Origin of the sequence: Mucilaginibacter sp. PAMB04168, from assembly GCF_039634365.2 — a bacterium.
Classification (GTDB): domain Bacteria; phylum Bacteroidota; class Bacteroidia; order Sphingobacteriales; family Sphingobacteriaceae; genus Mucilaginibacter.
Genome location: NZ_CP155079.2, coordinates 4627327 through 4646593 on the forward strand (window position 1 = coordinate 4627327; position 19267 = coordinate 4646593).

Here is a 19267-nt window from a genome sequence, read left to right on the forward strand (position 1 = left end):
TTAATAGTAAAGTGCAAAAGTAACTATTAGAAACAAGAAACAAGAGCCAGTAACGAGCACCTTGTTGCGCAATAGTTTATAGAGGATATTACAAAAACAAAAAGCCCGCTTAAAGCGGGCCTTATATATTCTTAGCTCTCGTTCTGTTAAGTTTATTATTATATAACTTCCAAGTTATGCCCGGTCATGTACAAGCCGATGATGACAGCGCCTACAATAATGCGGTACCAGCCAAAAAGAACGAAGCCCTTACGTTCTAAGAAGGTAATAAAAGTACGGATAGCCAACAGCGCGACTATAAAAGCAATTACATTACCAATGGCCAACAACTTAACTTCTTCGCCCGTAAAAACGTGACCTTCTTTGTAGAAGTCGTACAGTTTTTTGGCGGTAGCTGCAAACATGGTGGGTACAGCCAAAAAGAAGGAGAACTCAGCGGCTGCAGTACGGCTCAGCTTTTGCGACATACCCCCAACAATGGTGGATGCCGAACGTGAGGTACCCGGTATCATAGCTATACACTGAAAGAAACCAATTTTTAGTGCAGTAAGATAACTGATATCTTCTTCCTTCTCGATAATAGGGTTGTTAAACCATTTATCTACAAAAAGCAAAATGATGCCACCTATAAATAAGGTTATGCCCACAGTAAGGGCGCTTTCCATCAGCTCGTCAATCTTATGGCTAAATAATAAACCAAACACTGCGGCTGGTATAAAGGCCACCAGCAGTTTAATATAAAAATCGAACGACCGGAAAAAGCGCTTAAAGTATAGCACCACTACCGATAAGATTGCGCCTAACTGGATGGCTACAGTGAATAGCTTTACAAAATCGTTATTGGCAATACCCATGGCCGATGAGGCAATGATCATGTGCCCGGTTGATGACACCGGCAAAAACTCTGTTAGGCCCTCAATAATGGCCAGGATAATAGCATGTATTAAATTCATGCCTCAGCACCTGATTTTTTAAAGATAGCATAAAAGCCTAAGCCAAAACCGGCTAGTACCACCAGTGGTGCTATTACAATTTTAGTAGTGCTGTAAATATCGGTAGTGCCCGACATGATTACGAAGCCGAAAGCGACAACCAGAACGCTGGCCAGCAGCAACTGGTAATTAGCCTTTCCGAATACAAAATGCACCGGCGCAGCAGCCGTTGTTTTAGTTTCACCTAAAATGGATGGGCGGGTAGTGGTAGCCGTTGGCTTCACATATTTTTGTGCCATAATATTATCTGTATAGTTGATAAATTTTTAAACGTAAAAAGCGGTTAACGGCCAAAAAGGTGCTAAAACCGGCTATAAATATCCCCAGCAATACAATGCCTAAAAATACCAAGGCAAACTCGTAAGGGTTTTGCAAAATTACAAGGTCGGGTATTTGGCGGTAGGCCAGGTATAAGCTGCCTACCAATAGTATAGTTGCAATAAGCGCCCCTAACAAACCATGCCATATACCGTAAAGTAAAAATGGTTTGCGTATAAAGGCTTTGGTTGCCCCCACCAGCTGCATGGATTTAATCAAGAACCTTTGCGAGTAGATTGCCAAACGAATGGTATTATTAATTAAAGCAACCGATACCACCAGGAATATACCAGTAAAACCTAATATGATCAGCGTAATATTGGTCATGTTACGGTTCATCTGGTCAACCAGCGAAGTTTGGTATTTAACTTCTTTAACCAGCGGGTTTTGACGCAGTTGGTTGGCAAACCTAACCAAATCTGCATTGTTGGTATACTCCGCTTTCATGTATACATCAATAGACTGCGAGAGCGGGTTTACGCCTAAAAACTTCACAAAATCGCTGCCCAGGTCTTTTTGCAGATTACGTGCAGCCAGTTCCTTGCTCACATACTGGGTACGTTTTACATACTTATTGGCATCCAGCTGCCGTTGAAATTGCAGTACATCCGTTTCGCGAGCGCCTTCATCCACAAAAACGTTAACTACCATGTTTTCTTTAATGTAGCGCGAAACACCGTTAATGTGCACAATAATCAACCCCAGCATACCCACCATCAGTAATACCATAGCAATACCCAAAACCGTTGAGATATAAATGGCTTTGGTTTTTTTGGCGGCCGTGCTTGCTTCAAATTCTTCCATATAGTACCAGTTGGAATGCGAAATTAAAAAACGCGTGGTTAAAGGTAAAACTTTATTGGTTATTAATACCATTTAGGTAAGCAGGGCGCTATGGTTTTAACAAAATTTAACGCATAATGCCTGTTACGCCGCACTGCCACATCTAAACAAAGCCGCATTGCGGCTGTTATTCAAAAAAACAATGATATATGACAACCCCAGCTAACTCTCATAACAAACCCTCTCCTTCAGACACGCCTACCGACAGGCCGGACGACAATGGCAACAAAACCGTAAGACGTGAAGAGGATGAAGAATACCATGCTGATAATGCAGATTTTGGCAACGTAGCCAAACAGCACGAGCAGGACGAAGAACCCGTAAATCCGATTAAAACGCCACCCGACGAATTTCAGGATCCGGAGAAGGATAATCCACCCATTCCGAAAAGTTAGCTTCGGAACCAAGAGTATAGAGTAGGGAATACAAGCAGAAGCCGTATTGCTCAATGTTCAATATACAATTCGCAATCGAAATCTTGACTCTATACTCTTTACTCTAAAACTACCTCTCTATTCCTGCTGAGTTAAATTGCAGGTCGTAGAGTTTGCGGTAGTAGCCATCTTCTATACGCAAGAGTTCCTGGTGGGTGCCTACTTCTTTAATTTCGCCGTGGTCCAGCACTATAATTTTATCGGCTTTTTGAATGGTGGATAGCCGGTGGGCAATCACAATAGCTGTACGGCCTTGCATCAGCTTATCAATAGCGTTTTGAATGAGTATCTCCGTTTCGGTATCTACCGATGAGGTAGCCTCATCAAGCACCAGGATGGCCGGGTTGTAAACCAGCGCCCGTACAAATGAAATAAGCTGCGCCTGCCCTGCCGAAAGCGTAGCGCCGCGTTCCATCACATTATAATCATACCCGCCGGGTAAACGTTCTATAAACTCGTGTGCGCCTACATCGGTAGCCGCAGCGATGATCTGCTCACGGGTTATGGTCGGATTGTTAAGGCTGATGTTATTGGCAATAGTATCCGAAAACAAGAACACATCCTGTATAACGGTAGCAATCTGCGAGCGCAAAAAACCCAGCTCGAAATTTTCAATATCTACGCCATCAACCTGTACGCTGCCCTGCCCTATCTCGTAAAAACGGTTCAGTATGTTAATGGTTGACGATTTGCCTGCGCCTGTAGCCCCTACCAATGCCAGGGTTTCGCCGGGTTGGATGCTAAAGTTAATATTTTTGAGTACCCAGTTATCATCAATATAAGCAAACCAAACATTTTTAAATTCAATTTGCCCCTTTAAGGTGCCGGTTGTAATGGTGCCGGTGTTGGGTGCCGTCTCATCAGTATCCAGCACTTTAAAAATACGGTCGGCGCCAACCATACCCATTTGCAGGGTATTAAATTTATCGGCCAGCTGGCGTACGGGCCTAAACAGTAAGTTTAAAAAAGTCATGAACGCCAAAATTTTGCCCGGCGTTATGCCATGCTCATCGGCCGTTAAAGATGCCATTTGCTGATCGCTCAGGATACGTTTACAGCCATACCAAACCAGCAGGCCAATGGAGCAGGCCACAAAAACCTCCACCACCGGAAAAAAGATAGAGTAATACCAGTTGGAGCGAATATTAGCATCGCGGTACTTTTCATTTACGCCCCTGAATTTGCGCATTTCCTGCGCCTCGCGGGCAAAGTACTGGATAATGCTAACCCCCGATATATGTTCTTGTAAAAAGGTATTCAGTTGTGCCACATGGGTACGCACATCCTGAAACGACGATTTAATGGCCTCCTTAAACACATACGTCGCCCCCAATAAAAAAGGCAGCGGTATAAGGGTGATCAGCGTTAGTTTCCAGTCCTTTACCAGCATGCAAATAATGATAGCAAACAACAGCAGTATATCACCTATAATGGAAATCAGCCCTTCTGAAAAAATATCGGCTATGGTTTCCAGATCAGACACGGTACGGGTAATGAGCATGCCTATAGGCGTACGGTCAAAATACCGCAAACGCAAGCTCATGATATGGTTAAACACATGAATACGCAAATCGCGGATCACAGACTGGCCCAGTGCATTGGTAGAGTAAGTTTGATAATACTGGGCAACGGTTTGGATACCCAGTTGCAGGATCATTAAAATAACAATAAACACCAACCCATTGTAATTACCCGAGAGGATGTATTTATCCATCGCTGTTTCCATGAGGATGGGCTGCGCCAAAGTGATGATGGCTAAAAATATAGTAAGAGCAGCCGCAATGATAAACGTACGCTTGTATGGCTTTACATACTGCATAATGCGTTTAAGCAGCTCCCAATCAAATGCTTTACCGGTTACTTGAGCTTGAGACATGTATCATATAATGAATGAGTGAAGGAGTGAATGGATGATTTGTTTTGTAAACACCACTCCTCCTGTCATTTTGAACGTTAGCGAGAAATCTCTTTTAGGCGATAGTTTGTATTGCCCGGAAACCCAATACCGTTCGAGATGACAAAGTTAATCATATATCATTCCGAAATCCTTAAATCAGCTGTTTTAAAGATACGGGTACTTTACTTCGGTTAAGTACAAACCACAGGCTGGCACAGATGTTCCGGCGTTGCTGCGGTTTTTACTTTCTATAATCTCGCGGATACGTTCGGGCTCAATTTCATGACGGCCAACCATCATGCAGGTGCCTACAATGGCCCGTACCATGTTGCGCAAAAAGCGGTCGGCCGAGATATGGAACACCAGTCCATAGTTCTTGCGTATCCACTCGGTCCGCATTAGCTTGCAGTTATTGGTAAATACCTGCGTATTTGATTTGCTGAAGCAACTAAAATCGGTGTACGCCATCATTATTTGTGCAGCTTGGTTCATGGCATCCACATCTAACTCACCTTTAACCAGCCATGAGTAATTTTGCTTAAACGGATCCTTATGAAAGTGCAGGTGATACTCATAAGAGCGCATAGTAGCATCAAACCGTGCATGCGCCTCATCGTGTACCGGTACAATGCGCTTTACGGCAATATCATATGGCAGTAACGCGTTCAGGCTCGCTTCAAATTTTACATTTGCAATGCCAGGCGCTGCGTCCAAGTGCGCAAATAACTGCCTGGCATGTACGCCCGTATCAGTACGGCCTGCGCCTGTGGTTTCAACCGGGTGGCGCAACAGGGTAGTCAGCGCATCATTTAATTTTTGTTGTACTGTTACGGCATTGGGTTGCAGTTGCCAGCCGTGGTAAGCGGTACCCTGGTAAGCCAGTTCTAAAAAATAACGTTGTAGTTGAGCCACGGCGACAAATTTAGGCAAACAATTTTATCTTTGCCCTGCTAATACGCTTACCATGATACAACGTGTACAAAGTATATACCTGTTTTTAGCCAGCCTGGCTATGTTTGCTCTTTACCTGGTTACCATTGCCAATAATGTGTATTTAAACAATGTACCTACCAGTGTTAAAGTAACCGGCCTGTTTCAGGATGTGAACGGCGCACAAACACATACCCAAAACTTCGTGGCGCTTACGGCCGTTACCGCTGTTGTAGCTTTGCTGCCATTGGTGATTATATTTTTGTTCCGTAACCGCAAACAGCAGGTTACACTTAGCTACAGCACTATACTGGTAATTATTGGCCACAGCTTTTGGCTGGCCCAAACGGTAAAAGCAGCTACCGGCGGTGCTATATTAGGCACCAACAACTTTGGCGTAGGTTTATTTCTGCCGCCTATAGCCATCCTGTTAATTCTTGCAGCCATTAAAGCTATTAAGCGCGATGATGCGCTGGTGCGGTCGGCAGACAGGTTGAGGTAAATATCGGCGTCATTGATTGGCAATAGTTAAGTATTTGTCAATCAAAAACTTATTACGGCGAGTCACTACAGTCTCATTTTAGAATGGTGGTTTGAAATGGTGCATATTTTTCGTACCTTTGCACCCGATTTGACGATGTTGTCAAATTCGTTATTTTAATTCATGAACAACCCATTTATTGAACTGGGAATCCGTCATGATATTGTTAATGCCATCACTGAGTTAGGATTTGAAAATCCTACACCAATCCAGGAACAGTCAATTCCGGTATTGTTAACAGGCAGCAACGATTTTGTCGGATTAGCCCAAACCGGGACCGGAAAAACTGCTGCTTTTGGCTTACCATTATTGGAACTGCTGGATTTTGAAGAAAATTATCCACAGGCACTAATTCTGTGCCCTACACGTGAACTTTGTTTACAAATCACCAATGATTTGAAAAACTACTCCAAAAACATGAACAACGTAAATGTTGTGGCTGTTTATGGAGGCGCCAGTATTTCAGATCAGTTACGCCAAATTAAACGCGGCGTACAGATTGTTGTTGCTACACCGGGCCGTATGCTCGATATTATCAACCGCAAGGCTATTGATTTTTCGCAGGTACAATTTGTAGTACTGGATGAAGCTGATGAAATGCTCAACATGGGCTTTCAGGAAGACATTGACAGTATCTTATCCACCACGCCCGAGGATAAAAAAACATGGCTGTTTTCAGCCACCATGCCAAGCGAGGTACGCCGCATCTCTAAAAAGTACATGACCGACCCTTTTGAGTTGACCATGGGCGAAAAGAATACCGGCAATGCCAATATTGAACACGAGTACTACATTGTACGTGCCCGTGATAAATATGCTGCATTTAAACGTATTGTTGACTTTAACCCCGAGATTTTTGGTATCGTATTTTGCCGTACCAAAATAGAAACTCAAGAAATTGCCGAGGCCCTGGTAAAAGACGGTTACAATGCCGACTCTTTACACGGAGACCTTTCGCAGCAACAACGTGATAAGGTAATGAAACGCTACCGTGAGCGTAACCTGCAGTTGCTTATTGCTACTGACGTTGCCGCCCGTGGTATCGACGTTAACGACGTTACACACGTTATTAACTACTCGTTACCTGATGAGATTGAGAACTACACCCACCGTAGCGGCCGTACAGCCCGTGCCGGTAAAACTGGTGTATCTATCGCTATCATCAACGCCAAAGAAGTTGGTAAAATACGCCAGATTGAGCGTGTTATTGGTAAAAAGTTTATTAAAGCTGAGATACCTACCGGTTTTGACGTTTGCGAAAAACAACTGTTTGGCCTGATACACAAGGTGCATAACGTTGAAGTAAACGAGCAGCAGATTGAGCAGTACTTACCACGCATTATGGATGAGTTTGCCGATTTAAGCAAAGAAGATATCATTAAGCGTTTTGCATCTATTGAGTTTAACAGCTTTTTGGAATACTATAAAAATGCTCCGGATCTTAACGTTGCCGAAGATACCCGCATGGGTCGCGATTCGGGTGATAAATTTGCCCGCACAGGTGGTTCACGCGGAGATTTTACCCGCTTGTTTATTAACCTGGGTTCGGTTGATGGCTTTACCCGTGGCGATTTGTTAGGGTATTTTTGTAACCAAACCGGTATTGTTGGCCGCACCATTGGCAAAATTGATGTAAAGGGTGTTTACTCTTTTCTGGAAGTTGCCAATGAGGATAAAGACAAAGCTTTTGAAAGCTTTAAATCTGCCGAATTTAAAGGCCGCGAGGTTAGGATAGAAGTATCTGCCGATGGCGACCGTGGTGAAAGCCGTGGCGGATTTGGCGGCGGCTACAAAAAACGCGAAGGTGGTGGCAACCGTCGTGATGGAGGTAGCAGCAGCAACCGCGGAGGCGAAAGAAGCAGCGGCGGTGGTTTCCGCGATTTTTCAGGCAAGCGTCGTGAAGACCGTGGCGAACGTCGTAAAAGATACTAGTGATTTAGTTTAAGCTTCAAAGCTTATTGAAGCAGTTAGTTTTAGTTTAGTTTTTAAGGCCTCCCGTTTGGGAGGCCTTATTTATTTATAGCTTAGTTGGTAAAATGATAATTGACGCCCAAGATCATCCCCTGATTAACGTTAAAACCAAATGTATTATAAGAAGCTGTAGTGCCCAAGGCCGTATCTTTGTTAGTTTGATGCAGGTATCTCAAACCGCCGTAGCCAAAGGTGATTGCAATATGCTTGGTTGGAAAAAAAGCCATATTGGGAGTGATATTCATATTGTAACTCTTAGCACTTGCGCCCGCATCCCCTACTGAAAATAAATAACTCCCCGATAACTCTGGAAATAAGGCTAACTGGGGTATAATCATCCAGTAATGCCTTACCGACAAGCCAATACCTAAGAGTTTGGACTTGTGCCCTGATTTACTTGAATAATCGTCGTACTTGTAAAATGATGAATCTCTTGCGTAGGAATACTGTGGAGTAAGGCCAATGCTCCAGTTATTCCCCAAAAACACGCCAACAGTAGGAAGCAAATCCATGTTAATGTGTTTGCTGTGGTTGGTTGGGTCTTTTGATGTTTGTGAATTATAGGAAATGCCACCGCCTACAAAAACGGTTCCCTTGTCGGTTTGTGCCTTAACGGCAATGGTTGAGATAATAAGAATTAAGGTTGAAATAAATTTGTTCATGTATTTTATGTTTCATCAAGAACGATAAAAGCATAAGAGATATATGACAAACCAAAAACTTAATAATTCCTTAACGCATAAAGGCCACACTCACTGAATCGGGATACAAAAGTTTGAGATTGTGGTCGTCGAGCTGCTGTATCACAAAGCGGGTATAAGGCTGGTTGCCTTCAAAAGAGGTGAAAATGGTATCGCCTTTTAAGAAATAGTCTTCGGCAATGGGTGCATCTTCGGTCAGGATAAACTGCTTGCCTGTAATTTCAAGCTTTGTACTTCCATCGGATGTATGCCACTTACCTTTTAAATTACTTTTGGGAGAGTCGGAACAAGCGGCGAATAACAGTATAAATGCACATACAACGTGCACTGCAACTAACAAAGAATTTTTCATGGCAAACGGTAGAAATAAGAACACGAGCGCCTGCTTTACAAGCGCCCGTGGTAAAGGTATTACATAGGTTTAACAACCAAATCAGCTTCTCTCACATAAATGTGACGGCCTTTTTTGTTAACGTAATAATAAGCCGAGTTTTTATCGATATAGATGGTTTGTCCGCCCGGACCAACCTTGCTATCATACTTTTTATCAACAACGGCCGATTTACCTTTTGAGGCTACCTCGGCGGTTTTATTTCCGGCTTTTTTTGCACCTTTGCCTACAGCTTTTGCGCCGTCTTCGGCAGTATTACCTACCGCTTTAGCACCTTTTTTAATGGCTGTTCCGGTTTTTTTAACAACTTGAGCTTGAGTATCGGCAGCTACAAATAATCCCGCTGCCAGTAAAGCAACTTTAATTACGTTTTTCATGGTTTCAATTGAATTAATTTGTATAACTAACTCAATTGTTCTGCCAAACGTCTCATTTCCAGTACGGGGGCTTGTTTTTTATATAAAATACGGTAAACAGCCTCGCAAATAGGCATTCTTACGGTGTATTGTTTATTTATTTGGTGTAGGCAATTTACTGCATAATAGCCCTCAGCAACCATATTCATCTCCAACTGTGCAGAGGTTACCGTATAGCCTTTGCCTATCATGTTGCCAAAAGTACGGTTACGGCTAAATTGCGAATAGGCAGTTACCAGCAAATCGCCCAGGTAAGCCGATTCTTTAATATCCCGATCAATAGGATGTACGGCATCTACAAAATCTTTCATCTCGCGGATAGCGTTGGAAATCAGCACGGCCTGAAAGTTATCGCCATACCCTACTCCGTGGCAAATACCGCTGGCAACGGCATAAATATTTTTTAATACGGCCGCGTACTCGGTACCGTATATATCGTCGGATACGATGGTTTTGAGGTAACGGGTGTTTAACAAACCAGCCAGTTGCGTGGCCAATTCTGCATCGGCCGAGGCGATGGTTAAATAAGACAATTTCTCCAGCGCCACCTCCTCAGCATGGCAAGGCCCGCTGATTACCACCAGATCATTAAAAGGGATGTTATAAAACTTGTGTAAAAACTCGCCGATGATTAAATTCTCATCGGGTACAATGCCCTTAATAGCCGATATAATTTTTTTGCCGGCCAGGTCGGCAGGTGTAATTTCGGCCAAGGCTGTTTTTAGGAACGCGGCCGGTACGTTTAATAATACAAAATCGGCTTTGGCTACCAGGCTCTTCAGATCGGTCGAAATATTATCGGCAGGTACTTTAATTTCTACCGAGCTTAGGTAATTAGGATTACGCCTAAACCTTTGCACATCCTCCACAGCCTGCGGGTTACGCATCCACCAAAATATTTCCTTTTGCGTAGTATTGTCGGTAAGCATTTTTATGTTGGCGGTGGCCCAACTGCCCCCTCCTACTACCAAAATTTTATATGGTTCGCCTTGCATGGTTTATTTATAGGCCGTAAAATAGTTAAACGGATGGCAAAGATATAAGTTTTGGTGTGCAAATGTGCGTAAACGCCTGTGCGACGCTAAAAGACGCATGCAATGATGTAAAGTTTATGTTACGGTGGCATAGCCAATAAAATTGGGCCGTTTAATTACCCCTGTAACTGACTAATTAAACTACTTAAGCATAAAATAACTTACTTTGTGCATGTACCTGGTTAAAACGCCCTGGCTGCTCAAAAAGCTTTATCCAAAACTGGTTTGGAACCAAGACCGCACTGAGCCGGTATTGTACTTAACCTTTGATGATGGCCCCATACCCATTGTAACGCCATTTGTGCTTAGAACACTAAAAGAGCACCATGCTAAAGCTACCTTTTTTTGCATTGGCGATAATGTACAGAAACACCCGGATATTTTTAAGCAATTACAAGCCGATGGACATGCCATTGGCAACCATACTTTTAACCACCTGAAAGGATGGAAGACCGAAGATGCCGTTTACAGGCAGAATTTCCTACGGGCCGACGAGTTATTACATTCCTCCCTGTTTCGCCCGCCCTATGGTCGCATTAAGCGCTCGCAAATAAAGCAACTCAAAGCCTTACGACCTGATTTACAAATTATAATGTGGGATGTACTAAGCGGCGATTTTGATATGACCTTAAAACCACACGACTGCCTGAAGGGGGTGCTAAAACACACCGGCAACGGTGCTATCATTGTATTTCATGATAGTTTAAAAGCCTTTAACCGGCTAGAATATGTGCTGCCAAGAGCGTTAGAAGAGTGGAGTAAGGCAGGTTACAGGTTTGAGACGTTGTGAGGCTATAAGCCTTATAATTGCAACGTACAATTGATGCGCAGCACCAACACAAACTATTGCAGGCAACTATTATAAAAGAGCGCATACATTCAATTACGCTATGTTAAGCACTCGTTGCACAAGCGCTTAACATAGCGTAATTATAACGCCCTAATCCCATGTTTAAAACGACTTTGTGGTCATGACCACTTGCGAACCTGGTGATTGCGCGGTGGCATCATCTTCGGCGGTAATAAACACCCGTTTTGGCTTCAAGGGCGAAACCGCTCTTAATGTTGCTTTTAACGAATTGGTAAAAAAGCCGCTTATGCTTTTTAACTGCCCTATGTTTTTAGTCCCTTCACTCTCGGTCTCTAACCAGGTTACGTAAGTTTTTTTAGGTGGCGTAAGTCTCGACGGATCAGCAAGACGTATAACTTCTATATCGATGGTATAATTTTTATTTTCGTCCCGGTCTATATCTATCTTACCCTCGGCAGCAGGCACAACTGTTGAGTTGATAAAAGCCACCTTTTTAGAGCATGCCGAAAAAGAAAAAGTCGCCAGAATTAAGAGCGAGTAAACAATTACATTTTTAAGTTGAGTAACAACAATCTTCATAAGAATAACTTTATTTATAACTGCTAATACAGCAGATTGAAAGACGCTTTGTTTCAACTTAAAAGAAAATTATTTAACCAATTTTATACACAGTGCTACATTTTATTTCACAATCAATTAAAAAAGGTTAATAATTGAAGGTAACCTCCAAACCATCCTTCAGATATTGAATTTTTTGTAGTTGCTTACTTACAATGGTGTAATTAAATTCTTTTACCACCGTTTCTTGCACCGCGTTATCCACTAAAAGCTTTCGGGTAATCTTTCCTGGCAACTGGTTTAAACGGCTTAGTACGGGGTAATTGTAATAGGCATAATCAACCATCAATAAATCCCAGCTACTAAGCAAGGCCCAGGGGTTAAATTGCACATCCGTGCTGTAATCGCTAAACGTATAAACCAGTTGTTGCTGGGGCTGACCCGGGTAAGTCACAGTAGCTTTCTGTAACTGATTCTGGGCGTCATAATCATAATTGGTCTGGGCTTTTATTACGCTTTTAAACTCATCATATGCCATATATTTCATGGCTTTAACGGTACCTGTGGTGTTGTACTCAAACTCCAACCGGGTGCCGTGGTAATCGCTGCTCATTACAAATTCTTTTATTGTAATGATTTGCCCCGCAGTGTTATAAGCTATTTCATCCTTTTTGATATCATCTTTTACTACACCAACAAGTTTACCATTCTGATAGGTTAAGTTGCGGGTATGGCCCCATGAAGCGGCCAGGCCGCCAATCGTTTTTTTCAGCGTTCCATCAACGTTATAGGTAAATTCTTCGGTTGCGGTATTGCTCCAGGTAGTTGATTTAAGGGCCGGGCCTACCGGCTGAGCATTAACAATAGGAATAGTATTAGTTTGTGGCTGCTGCGTACTTTTTTGACAACTGCTTTGTGAAATGAGAAGCGACAATAAGGCCGCGATGGATCGTGTGAGTTTCATAAAATTGTGATAAGTATACCTCATGACGCAGACAACGGTTCATTTGTAACAGCAAACTATATTATTTCACAATTCATACCGAGGTATGACGCAACTTGGCAATACACTTTTTACTTTTGTTAATTCTTATATATTTTGATATGTCTATAACATCAGATGCAGAATTTACTGGTATGCAAAAAATTAGCGAGTGCGTAGCCCAGGTATTAAAGGCTATGCGTGAGTATTGCAAGCCAGGCATTAACACTTTGGAGCTTGACGAGTTCGGTGGCAGACTATTAAGCCAAATGGGCGCAAAATCTGCTCCTAAACTAACTTATGGTTTTCCGGGTCATACCTGTATCAGTGTGAATGAGGTTGTTGCTCACGGCCTGCCCTCAGCCAGTATGGTTTTGCAAGAAGGAGATTTGATTAATATTGATGTATCGGCCGAGTTGGACGGTTACTGGGCCGATAACGGCGGATCTTTTGTGTTGGGAGAAGACAAGCATAATCATGCTGCGTTGGTTAAGGCTTCAAAAGAAATACTGGAAAGCGCTTTAAGCCAGATACGCGGCGGGGTGAAGATAGCCGACATTGGCCGGCTTATAGAAACCCAGGCAGCCAAAAGAGGCTACAAGGTTATCAAAAACCTGGCTGGCCATGGTGTAGGCAGAAGCTTACATGAGGAGCCGCACGATATATTGAATTGTTATGATCGCTACAACACTACCCGCTTTAAAAAGAACAGCATTGTAGCCATTGAAACCTTTATAGCCACTCAATCGACCTACGCGCAAACTGCAGAGGGCGATAAATGGACCTTAAAAGGCAACAAAGGCGGCTTTGTGGCACAGCACGAGCATACCATTATGGTTACCGGCGGCCTCCCTGTCATTTTAACGCAGGCAAACGAAATTTTAGATTAAGATTTTAAAACCGAAGGCTCCTAAAAATCAGGAGCCTTCGGTTTTCTTTTTACTGGCAGAACATCATACACTCCCCCTTGTAGGATGCGGCTTAATGGAAACTAAATCCTGAACCTTTACCGGCTTGCCACTATCGATACTATTACGGGCTGCAATGCCAACCATAATAGACATGGCCCCATCACGGCTGCCTGCCCCCTGCTTGTAAGGATCGGCACCCGGGTTAAAAATCTGTTTACGCAAACGCATATCGCCTCCGCCATGCCCGGCTTCGGTATTATCTATGCGGATGTATTCTGTTTTACCAAAATTTTTGGTGAGCTGTATTTCATCATACTTTTCCATTGGCCAGGGCTGCTTTTCGTGTATCCAGGCATCCAGCTTACCTTTGGTACCGCTAAAGGAAATACGATAACCCTCGTAAGGCGAGTATGCCGTTAGCGAGTAACTAACCTGTACTTTATTGGCATACTTAATCTGTACAGCCATCTTATCAAAAATATCTATATCCTCCTTCCAAACGCAGCCATCGCGGTGGTAGCCGTCGTATTTCTCATTATCGGCATACAGCTTCATCAGCCGCTCGTCTTTGGTCATGTCAAAATAAAACTGACACTTGTCTTTATAAGGGCAAGGCCTGCAATGGGTATACCTGAATGGATTGTTTTTACCATAAAAGTCTAAGGAACCGTAGGCAAATACTTCTTCCGGATCAGAGTTAAGCCACCAGTTCAGTAAATCAAAATGGTGGGTTGCTTTATGCACCAGCAGCGATCCGCTGTTTTCGCGCTTGCGGTGCCAGCGGCGAAAGTAATCAGCTCCGTGCGAGGTGTCCAGGTACCAGTGAAAATCAACCGAGGTTACTTTTCCTATTTCACCGCTATTTAGCAATTCCCAAATTTTTTGCCGGTGGGGTGAGTAACGGTAGTTAAAGGTAACGTATACTTTTTTGCCGGTACGCTTTTCGGCATCCAATATAGTTTGGCATTTATCTTCGTCGGTGGTCATAGGTTTTTCGGTTACGATATTGCAACCGGCTTCCAGACCTTTAACAATCATTTCGTGGTGGGTGCTGTCCATAGTGGTCACAATGAGCACCTCTGGCTTAGTTTCCTTCAGCATCTTATCCAAATCAGTATAAGTGGGGCAGGTTACTTTTAACATCTTTTTGGCAGTTTCTACCCGGCCGGGGTTCTTATCGCACAGGCCTACAAACTCCATACGGCTACTGTGCTCGCTTAGCACTTCGGTGCCCCACATGCCCGTACCCCGGTGACCGGTACCCACCATAGCCACCCGTTGTTTAGCCAGCGTGGCCGATGCTAATAAAGTTTCAGATAGCAAAGTACCGGCCGCAACGGCGCCCGTTTGCTGTATAAATTTTCTGCGAAGCATATAATTGGTTTACTTGGTTAGTAGAAACTAAGCTAAATTTTTACCGGTTAAGTTGCTACTTTACCAGGAATAAAATTTGCGCAATCGTTTGCGTAAAGATTAACGCGACTGAGGGTATGCTGTGCTAACTTGCTTAAAAGCTGCGGTGCTGAAAGTAAGCTTCGGCCAATTGCTGCCAGTCGGCAATCGTTTCTCCAACACCTAACTGCCGGGCTATTTGCTGGTACACATCTGCCGGCTTATAACCCTGCTCCCTCAAATAACGGATTGAAGTAGCGCCAGCCGATTTGGATAGTTTTGCATGACCATCCCCCAATAGCAGATCATGGTGATGGAACTTTATTTGCTGAAAGCTATCCTCCTTTAATATCCCCGACAGGTAAAGTTGAGCCAGTGTTGATGCCCACAAATCAGCTCCCCGCATAATATGCGTAATACCAAAATGCACATCATCAACCAGTGAACTTAATTGGTAAGCCGGATAGCCATCCCTTTTACGTACCACAAAGTGTTGAATTGCCGCAGGCAACGAGGCTGATTGAATGCCCTCCGGCCAGTTGTTTATCAGCACTGGCTCGCCTGTAGCAGTGAGTAAACGCCAGCTGGCTGCATCGGTTGTAAGCGGCAACACTTTCATACAACAGGTACCAGGATAACTTTCATCGGCACTTAAACTGCGTATTTGTGAGCGGGAACAGGTACAGGCAAATACCTGTCCGCTTTGCTGCAATTGGATTAGGGCTTGCTGATACAAATCCATCCGGTGCAGTTGCGACCACTCGCTTTCAAAATCCTGCATATTGCGCGGACCCTCATGCCAGGGAATCTCCAGAAAGTTAAGCGTATCAAACACATCCTGCACGTACGCCGGGTTGGCGCGCTGCCTATCCAGGTCATCAATACGCAGCAGTATACTGGCGTTTACACGCTGGGCGAGCGCAGCCGTTAAAGCAAACGACAACACGTTGCCCAAGTGCAGGAAACCACTTGGAGTGGGCGCTATGCGTATTTTATTCACCATGTAATTAACGGGTAAAAGCAATTACAGCACCTGCTTATCTCTTCAAACCAAAATCAAATCTTTCATCAACAACCCGCTTAAGCATACCCAGCTGACCACAATGCCACATGGTATGCTTTATGTTCCAGTCTAAGGCTTCAAATTTATTATGAGCGATGGGGTGTGGCGTGGGCGACGGCTCCAATGCATTATCCAGTCCCGATTCAGGCAATGCGCTAAGTGTTTGAATAGATTTTTGCTGCATAAAAAGCAACTGCTCATATAACTCCTCCGGATTTACATTTTCAGCTGCCTCATTTGGAGATTTATCCATAAAACGGTCTGCATAATCTTTTAACGGAATCTTTTGCAATACATCCATTTGATGACCAACAACCACCATGATAGAATGAAAATAAATGCCAACCAATATATGCCCCGCCTGCCAACAAATGTTAGAATCCATAACCTTGGGCGTATCCTTCCATTTATGATAAGGGACAGAGTTTAATAGCTTATTCGTCCAGTTGTAAGCATCGTTGGTTTGCTTAACAAGCATTTCAATTTGATTCATCATTGTGAGTTGAATATATCCAGTTTTATGCCTAAAACAGATGACAAGATGCGTAAGCTACGCTCACCCGAATGCAATATGCAAAACATCAATCTGAGATAACAGCATAATTAATTTTTCTAATATAATGCTAATTAACCAACCACTATTCAGAACAAATCTAAATAGCATTTGCGCAAACCTGTACTACCATTTGGGCGTTAAATTTTGTACATTCGCGGCGTTCCCCCTTTACAGGGCTTTCGAACAGCAAATTGTTCATTTTTTACCTAAAAATCAATCAAATGGCTTTTGATTTAGATATGATTAAAAAGGTGTACGACCGCTACAGCAGCCGTATTGAAGCTGCCCGCCAAGCGACCGGCAAACCTTTGACTTTAACTGAGAAAATTTTATATGCCCACCTAACTGAAGGCGATGCTAAAGCAGCCTATCAGCGTGGTGTTGACTATGTAGATTTTGCACCTGACCGCGTGGCTATGCAAGATGCAACAGCGCAGATGGCGTTGCTGCAATTTATGCAAGCTGGGCGTCCGCAGGTGGCTGTACCTTCAACTGTACATTGTGACCACTTAATACAAGCTAAAATTGGCGCTGCAGAAGATTTAAGCACCGCTAAAGATATTAATAGCGAAGTTTATGACTTCCTGGCTTCTGTTTCTGATAAATACGGCATTGGTTTCTGGAAACCGGGTGCAGGTATTATTCACCAGGTAGTATTAGAGAACTATGCTTTCCCGGGTGGTATGATGATCGGTACCGATTCGCATACACCTAATGCAGGTGGTTTAGGTATGATTGCCATTGGTGTGGGCGGTGCCGATGCTTGCGACGTAATGGCTGGTTTACCATGGGAGCTTAAATTCCCGAAACTGATTGGTGTTCACTTAACCGGTAAACTATCGGGCTGGGCATCAGCAAAAGACGTTATCCTGAAAGTGGCTGGTATATTAACCGTAAAAGGTGGTACCGGTGCTATTGTGGAGTACTTTGGTGAAGGCGCACGTTCACTATCAGCAACTGGTAAAGGTACTATCTGTAACATGGGTGCCGAGATTGGTGCAACTACATCCATCTTTGGTTACGATGAAAAAATGGCTGCTTACTTACGCGGCACGCAACGTGAAGATATTGCGGGCTTAGCCGATGCAGTTAGAGAGCACTTAACCGGCGATGCTGAAGTTTATGCAACGCCTGAGCAATACTTTGACCAGGTGATCGAAATTAACCTGAGCGAGCTTGAGCCACACGTTAACGGCCCGTTTACTCCGGATTTGGCGTGGCCTATTTCTAAATTTGCTACTGCAGTTAAAGAAAACGGCTGGCCTACCGAGCTGGAAGTTGGCTTGATTGGTTCATGTACCAACTCATCTTATGAGGATATTACCCGTGCCGCTTCTATTGCAAAGCAAGCTACCGATAAAAACTTAAAAACCAAAGCTGAGTACACCGTAACGCCAGGTTCAGAGCTGGTACGTTATACTGTAGAGCGCGATGGTTACTTAAATACGTTTGAGCAAATTGGTGGTGTAGTACTGGCTAACGCCTGCGGTCCTTGTATTGGCCAATGGTCACGTCATACCGATGATCCAACCCGCAAGAACTCTATCATCACTTCGTTTAACCGTAACTTCGCTAAACGTCAGGATGGTAACCCTAACACACACGCATTCGTAGCCTCTCCGGAGATTGTTACCGCGTTTGCTATTGCAGGTGATTTAACCTTTAACCCGTTAACCGATACCCTTACCAACGAAAACGGCGAGCAGGTGAAACTAGACGAGCCACTAGGTATTGAATTACCGGTAAAAGGCTTTGCGGTTGAAGATGCCGGTTACCAGGCCCCGGCCGAAGATGGCAGCCAGGTGGAGGTTTTGGTTGATCCGAAATCATCACGTTTGCAACTGCTTGATCCATTTGCAGCATGGGAAGGTACCGACATTAAAGACCTGCGCTTGTTAATTAAAGCTAAAGGTAAATGTACTACCGACCACATTTCTATGGCTGGTCCATGGTTAAAATTCCGTGGTCACCTGGATAACATCAGTAACAACATGCTGATTGGCGCTATTAACTATTATAACAACACTGCCGACAGCGTTAAAAACCAATTGACCGGCGAGTACGGCCCGGTTCCTGCTACACAGCGCGATTACAAGGCTAACGGCATCGGTTCAATCGTTGTAGGAGACGAGAACTATGGCGAAGGTTCATCACGCGAGCATGCTGCAATGGAGCCACGTCACCTGGGCGTTCGTGTAATCCTGGTAAAATCATTTGCCCGTATCCACGAAACCAACCTGAAAAAACAAGGTATGCTGGGTATCACCTTTGCTGATACTGCCGACTACGATAAAGTTCAGGAAGATGACCGCGTTGACGTTTTAGGTTTAACTGAGTTTGCTCCGGGCAAACAGTTAACTGTGGTATTACACCATGCTGATGGTACTGAGGATTCTTTCCTGGTGAACCATACCTACAATGCTCAGCAAATTGAGTGGTTTAAAGCAGGTGGTGCGTTAAACATCATCCGTAAACAACAAGTTGCTTAATCAGGCAGCTTTTACAATACAAAGGCCGCTGCATAAT

The 19267-nt window shown here is 43.8% G+C and carries 20 protein-coding genes; 6 read left to right on the forward strand and 14 right to left on the reverse strand.

Translation table 11 applies throughout. The features are described 5' to 3' along the window. Positions 1 to 158 precede the first annotated feature (158 nt). The 3 genes from ABDD94_RS19520 to ABDD94_RS19530 are packed head-to-tail and all read right to left on the reverse strand — an operon-like array spanning position 159 to position 2114. The gene (locus ABDD94_RS19520; RefSeq protein ID WP_345953634.1) at positions 159 to 953 is read right to left on the reverse strand and encodes an undecaprenyl-diphosphate phosphatase; all 795 of its coding nucleotides are present in this window, start codon (positions 951 to 953) and stop codon (positions 159 to 161) included. Beyond that, a complete protein-coding gene (locus ABDD94_RS19525) occupies positions 950 to 1231 on the reverse strand; it encodes a DUF3098 domain-containing protein (RefSeq protein ID WP_345953635.1) in 282 nt (93 codons plus the stop codon). Before ABDD94_RS19525 ends, ABDD94_RS19520 begins: the two co-directional genes overlap by 4 nt. 4 nt (positions 1232 to 1235) lie before the next feature. Continuing rightward, positions 1236 to 2114 carry a permease-like cell division protein FtsX gene (locus tag ABDD94_RS19530; RefSeq protein WP_345950414.1) on the reverse strand — a complete coding sequence of 293 codons (879 nt, stop codon included), beginning with the start codon at positions 2112 to 2114 and terminating at the stop codon, positions 1236 to 1238. Positions 2115 to 2302: 188 nt separating this feature from the next. On the opposite strand from ABDD94_RS19530, the gene ABDD94_RS19535 reads away from it, so the two are divergent. Next, positions 2303 to 2548, forward strand: coding sequence for a hypothetical protein (locus ABDD94_RS19535; protein WP_345950413.1), 246 nt, complete (start codon positions 2303 to 2305; stop codon positions 2546 to 2548). 109 nt (positions 2549 to 2657) lie between these two features. Here ABDD94_RS19535 and ABDD94_RS19540 read toward each other — a convergent pair whose 3' ends face one another. Together ABDD94_RS19540 and truA are read right to left on the reverse strand one after the other, a co-directional pair. After that, positions 2658 to 4463 (reverse strand): ABC transporter ATP-binding protein, encoded by a 1806-nt coding sequence (locus ABDD94_RS19540; RefSeq protein ID WP_345953636.1) that lies wholly within the window; start codon positions 4461 to 4463, stop codon positions 2658 to 2660. 186 nt (positions 4464 to 4649) lie between these two features. Continuing rightward, on the reverse strand, positions 4650 to 5396 hold the full coding sequence (truA, locus tag ABDD94_RS19545) for a tRNA pseudouridine(38-40) synthase TruA (RefSeq protein WP_345953637.1): 747 nt from the start codon (positions 5394 to 5396) through the stop codon (positions 4650 to 4652). Between the two features lie 52 nt (positions 5397 to 5448). On the opposite strand from truA, the gene ABDD94_RS19550 reads away from it, so the two are divergent. Both ABDD94_RS19550 and ABDD94_RS19555 read left to right on the forward strand, forming a co-directional pair. Then, a complete protein-coding gene (locus ABDD94_RS19550) occupies positions 5449 to 5916 on the forward strand; it encodes a DUF4293 domain-containing protein (protein ID WP_345950410.1) in 468 nt (155 codons plus the stop codon). 162 nt (positions 5917 to 6078) lie between these two features. Continuing rightward, positions 6079 to 7887, forward strand: a complete 1809-nt coding sequence (locus ABDD94_RS19555) for a DEAD/DEAH box helicase (RefSeq protein ID WP_345953638.1) — start codon at positions 6079 to 6081, stop codon at positions 7885 to 7887. 92 nt (positions 7888 to 7979) lie between these two features. Here ABDD94_RS19555 and ABDD94_RS19560 read toward each other — a convergent pair whose 3' ends face one another. From ABDD94_RS19560 to ABDD94_RS19575, 4 genes are all read right to left on the reverse strand, one after another. Next, positions 7980 to 8588, reverse strand: a complete 609-nt coding sequence (locus ABDD94_RS19560; protein WP_345953639.1) for a hypothetical protein — start codon at positions 8586 to 8588, stop codon at positions 7980 to 7982. A gap of 70 nt (positions 8589 to 8658) precedes the next feature. Further along, the gene (locus tag ABDD94_RS19565; RefSeq protein ID WP_345950407.1) at positions 8659 to 8979 is read right to left on the reverse strand and encodes a hypothetical protein; all 321 of its coding nucleotides are present in this window, start codon (positions 8977 to 8979) and stop codon (positions 8659 to 8661) included. A gap of 59 nt (positions 8980 to 9038) precedes the next feature. Next, positions 9039 to 9395 carry a hypothetical protein gene (locus ABDD94_RS19570; RefSeq protein ID WP_345950406.1) on the reverse strand — a complete coding sequence of 119 codons (357 nt, stop codon included), beginning with the start codon at positions 9393 to 9395 and terminating at the stop codon, positions 9039 to 9041. 26 nt (positions 9396 to 9421) lie between these two features. Next, positions 9422 to 10429, reverse strand: coding sequence for an NAD(P)H-dependent glycerol-3-phosphate dehydrogenase (locus ABDD94_RS19575; protein WP_345953640.1), 1008 nt, complete (start codon positions 10427 to 10429; stop codon positions 9422 to 9424). A 211-nt stretch (positions 10430 to 10640) separates the two neighbouring features. Here ABDD94_RS19575 and ABDD94_RS19580 point away from each other — a divergent pair, with 211 nt between their 5' ends. Beyond that, positions 10641 to 11258: a polysaccharide deacetylase family protein gene (locus tag ABDD94_RS19580; RefSeq protein WP_345953641.1), complete on the forward strand. Its 618-nt coding sequence runs from the start codon at positions 10641 to 10643 to the stop codon at positions 11256 to 11258. Positions 11259 to 11420: 162 nt separating this feature from the next. Here the strand turns inward: ABDD94_RS19580 and ABDD94_RS19585 are convergent, their stop codons facing one another. Both ABDD94_RS19585 and ABDD94_RS19590 read right to left on the reverse strand, forming a co-directional pair. Continuing rightward, positions 11421 to 11858: a hypothetical protein gene (locus ABDD94_RS19585; protein ID WP_345950403.1), complete on the reverse strand. Its 438-nt coding sequence runs from the start codon at positions 11856 to 11858 to the stop codon at positions 11421 to 11423. A gap of 127 nt (positions 11859 to 11985) precedes the next feature. Then, on the reverse strand, positions 11986 to 12801 hold the full coding sequence (locus ABDD94_RS19590) for a hypothetical protein (RefSeq protein ID WP_345953642.1): 816 nt from the start codon (positions 12799 to 12801) through the stop codon (positions 11986 to 11988). 140 nt (positions 12802 to 12941) lie between these two features. Between ABDD94_RS19590 and map the strand changes: the two genes are divergently transcribed. Continuing rightward, positions 12942 to 13709: a type I methionyl aminopeptidase gene (gene map, locus ABDD94_RS19595; RefSeq protein WP_345953643.1), complete on the forward strand. Its 768-nt coding sequence runs from the start codon at positions 12942 to 12944 to the stop codon at positions 13707 to 13709. A 63-nt stretch (positions 13710 to 13772) separates the two neighbouring features. On the opposite strand, the gene ABDD94_RS19600 is transcribed toward map, so the two are convergent. From ABDD94_RS19600 to ABDD94_RS19610, 3 genes are all read right to left on the reverse strand, one after another. Further along, a complete protein-coding gene (locus ABDD94_RS19600; protein ID WP_345953644.1) occupies positions 13773 to 15104 on the reverse strand; it encodes a Gfo/Idh/MocA family oxidoreductase in 1332 nt (443 codons plus the stop codon). A gap of 133 nt (positions 15105 to 15237) precedes the next feature. Then, entirely contained in the window at positions 15238 to 16125 is an 888-nt protein-coding gene (locus ABDD94_RS19605; RefSeq protein WP_345953645.1) for a glutamate--tRNA ligase family protein, read from the reverse strand. A 34-nt stretch (positions 16126 to 16159) separates the two neighbouring features. Continuing rightward, complete coding sequence (locus ABDD94_RS19610; RefSeq protein ID WP_345953646.1) at positions 16160 to 16681, reverse strand: DinB family protein; 522 nt, start codon at positions 16679 to 16681, stop codon at positions 16160 to 16162. Positions 16682 to 16962: 281 nt separating this feature from the next. Between ABDD94_RS19610 and ABDD94_RS19615 the strand changes: the two genes are divergently transcribed. Further along, positions 16963 to 19230 carry an aconitate hydratase gene (locus tag ABDD94_RS19615; protein WP_345953647.1) on the forward strand — a complete coding sequence of 756 codons (2268 nt, stop codon included), beginning with the start codon at positions 16963 to 16965 and terminating at the stop codon, positions 19228 to 19230. Positions 19231 to 19267: the final 37 nt, after the last annotated feature.

What these genes read in the sequence shown, in the direction of transcription:
- ABDD94_RS19520 (WP_345953634.1), bottom strand. Translation starts at nt 953, where the DNA reads ATGAATTTAATACATGCTATTATCCTGGCCATTATTGAGGGCCTAACA.
- ABDD94_RS19525 (WP_345953635.1), bottom strand. Translation starts at nt 1,231, where the DNA reads ATGGCACAAAAATATGTGAAGCCAACGGCTACCACTACCCGCCCATCC.
- ABDD94_RS19530 (WP_345950414.1), bottom strand. Translation starts at nt 2,114, where the DNA reads ATGGAAGAATTTGAAGCAAGCACGGCCGCCAAAAAAACCAAAGCCATT.
- ABDD94_RS19535 (WP_345950413.1), top strand. Translation starts at nt 2,303, where the DNA reads ATGACAACCCCAGCTAACTCTCATAACAAACCCTCTCCTTCAGACACG.
- ABDD94_RS19540 (WP_345953636.1), bottom strand. Translation starts at nt 4,463, where the DNA reads ATGTCTCAAGCTCAAGTAACCGGTAAAGCATTTGATTGGGAGCTGCTT.
- ABDD94_RS19550 (WP_345950410.1), top strand. Translation starts at nt 5,449, where the DNA reads ATGATACAACGTGTACAAAGTATATACCTGTTTTTAGCCAGCCTGGCT.
- ABDD94_RS19555 (WP_345953638.1), top strand. Translation starts at nt 6,079, where the DNA reads ATGAACAACCCATTTATTGAACTGGGAATCCGTCATGATATTGTTAAT.
- ABDD94_RS19560 (WP_345953639.1), bottom strand. Translation starts at nt 8,588, where the DNA reads ATGAACAAATTTATTTCAACCTTAATTCTTATTATCTCAACCATTGCC.
- ABDD94_RS19565 (WP_345950407.1), bottom strand. Translation starts at nt 8,979, where the DNA reads ATGAAAAATTCTTTGTTAGTTGCAGTGCACGTTGTATGTGCATTTATA.
- ABDD94_RS19570 (WP_345950406.1), bottom strand. Translation starts at nt 9,395, where the DNA reads ATGAAAAACGTAATTAAAGTTGCTTTACTGGCAGCGGGATTATTTGTA.
- ABDD94_RS19575 (WP_345953640.1), bottom strand. Translation starts at nt 10,429, where the DNA reads ATGCAAGGCGAACCATATAAAATTTTGGTAGTAGGAGGGGGCAGTTGG.
- ABDD94_RS19580 (WP_345953641.1), top strand. Translation starts at nt 10,641, where the DNA reads ATGTACCTGGTTAAAACGCCCTGGCTGCTCAAAAAGCTTTATCCAAAA.
- ABDD94_RS19585 (WP_345950403.1), bottom strand. Translation starts at nt 11,858, where the DNA reads ATGAAGATTGTTGTTACTCAACTTAAAAATGTAATTGTTTACTCGCTC.
- ABDD94_RS19590 (WP_345953642.1), bottom strand. Translation starts at nt 12,801, where the DNA reads ATGAAACTCACACGATCCATCGCGGCCTTATTGTCGCTTCTCATTTCA.
- map (WP_345953643.1), top strand. Translation starts at nt 12,942, where the DNA reads ATGTCTATAACATCAGATGCAGAATTTACTGGTATGCAAAAAATTAGC.
- ABDD94_RS19600 (WP_345953644.1), bottom strand. Translation starts at nt 15,104, where the DNA reads ATGCTTCGCAGAAAATTTATACAGCAAACGGGCGCCGTTGCGGCCGGT.
- ABDD94_RS19605 (WP_345953645.1), bottom strand. Translation starts at nt 16,125, where the DNA reads ATGGTGAATAAAATACGCATAGCGCCCACTCCAAGTGGTTTCCTGCAC.
- ABDD94_RS19610 (WP_345953646.1), bottom strand. Translation starts at nt 16,681, where the DNA reads ATGATGAATCAAATTGAAATGCTTGTTAAGCAAACCAACGATGCTTAC.
- ABDD94_RS19615 (WP_345953647.1), top strand. Translation starts at nt 16,963, where the DNA reads ATGGCTTTTGATTTAGATATGATTAAAAAGGTGTACGACCGCTACAGC.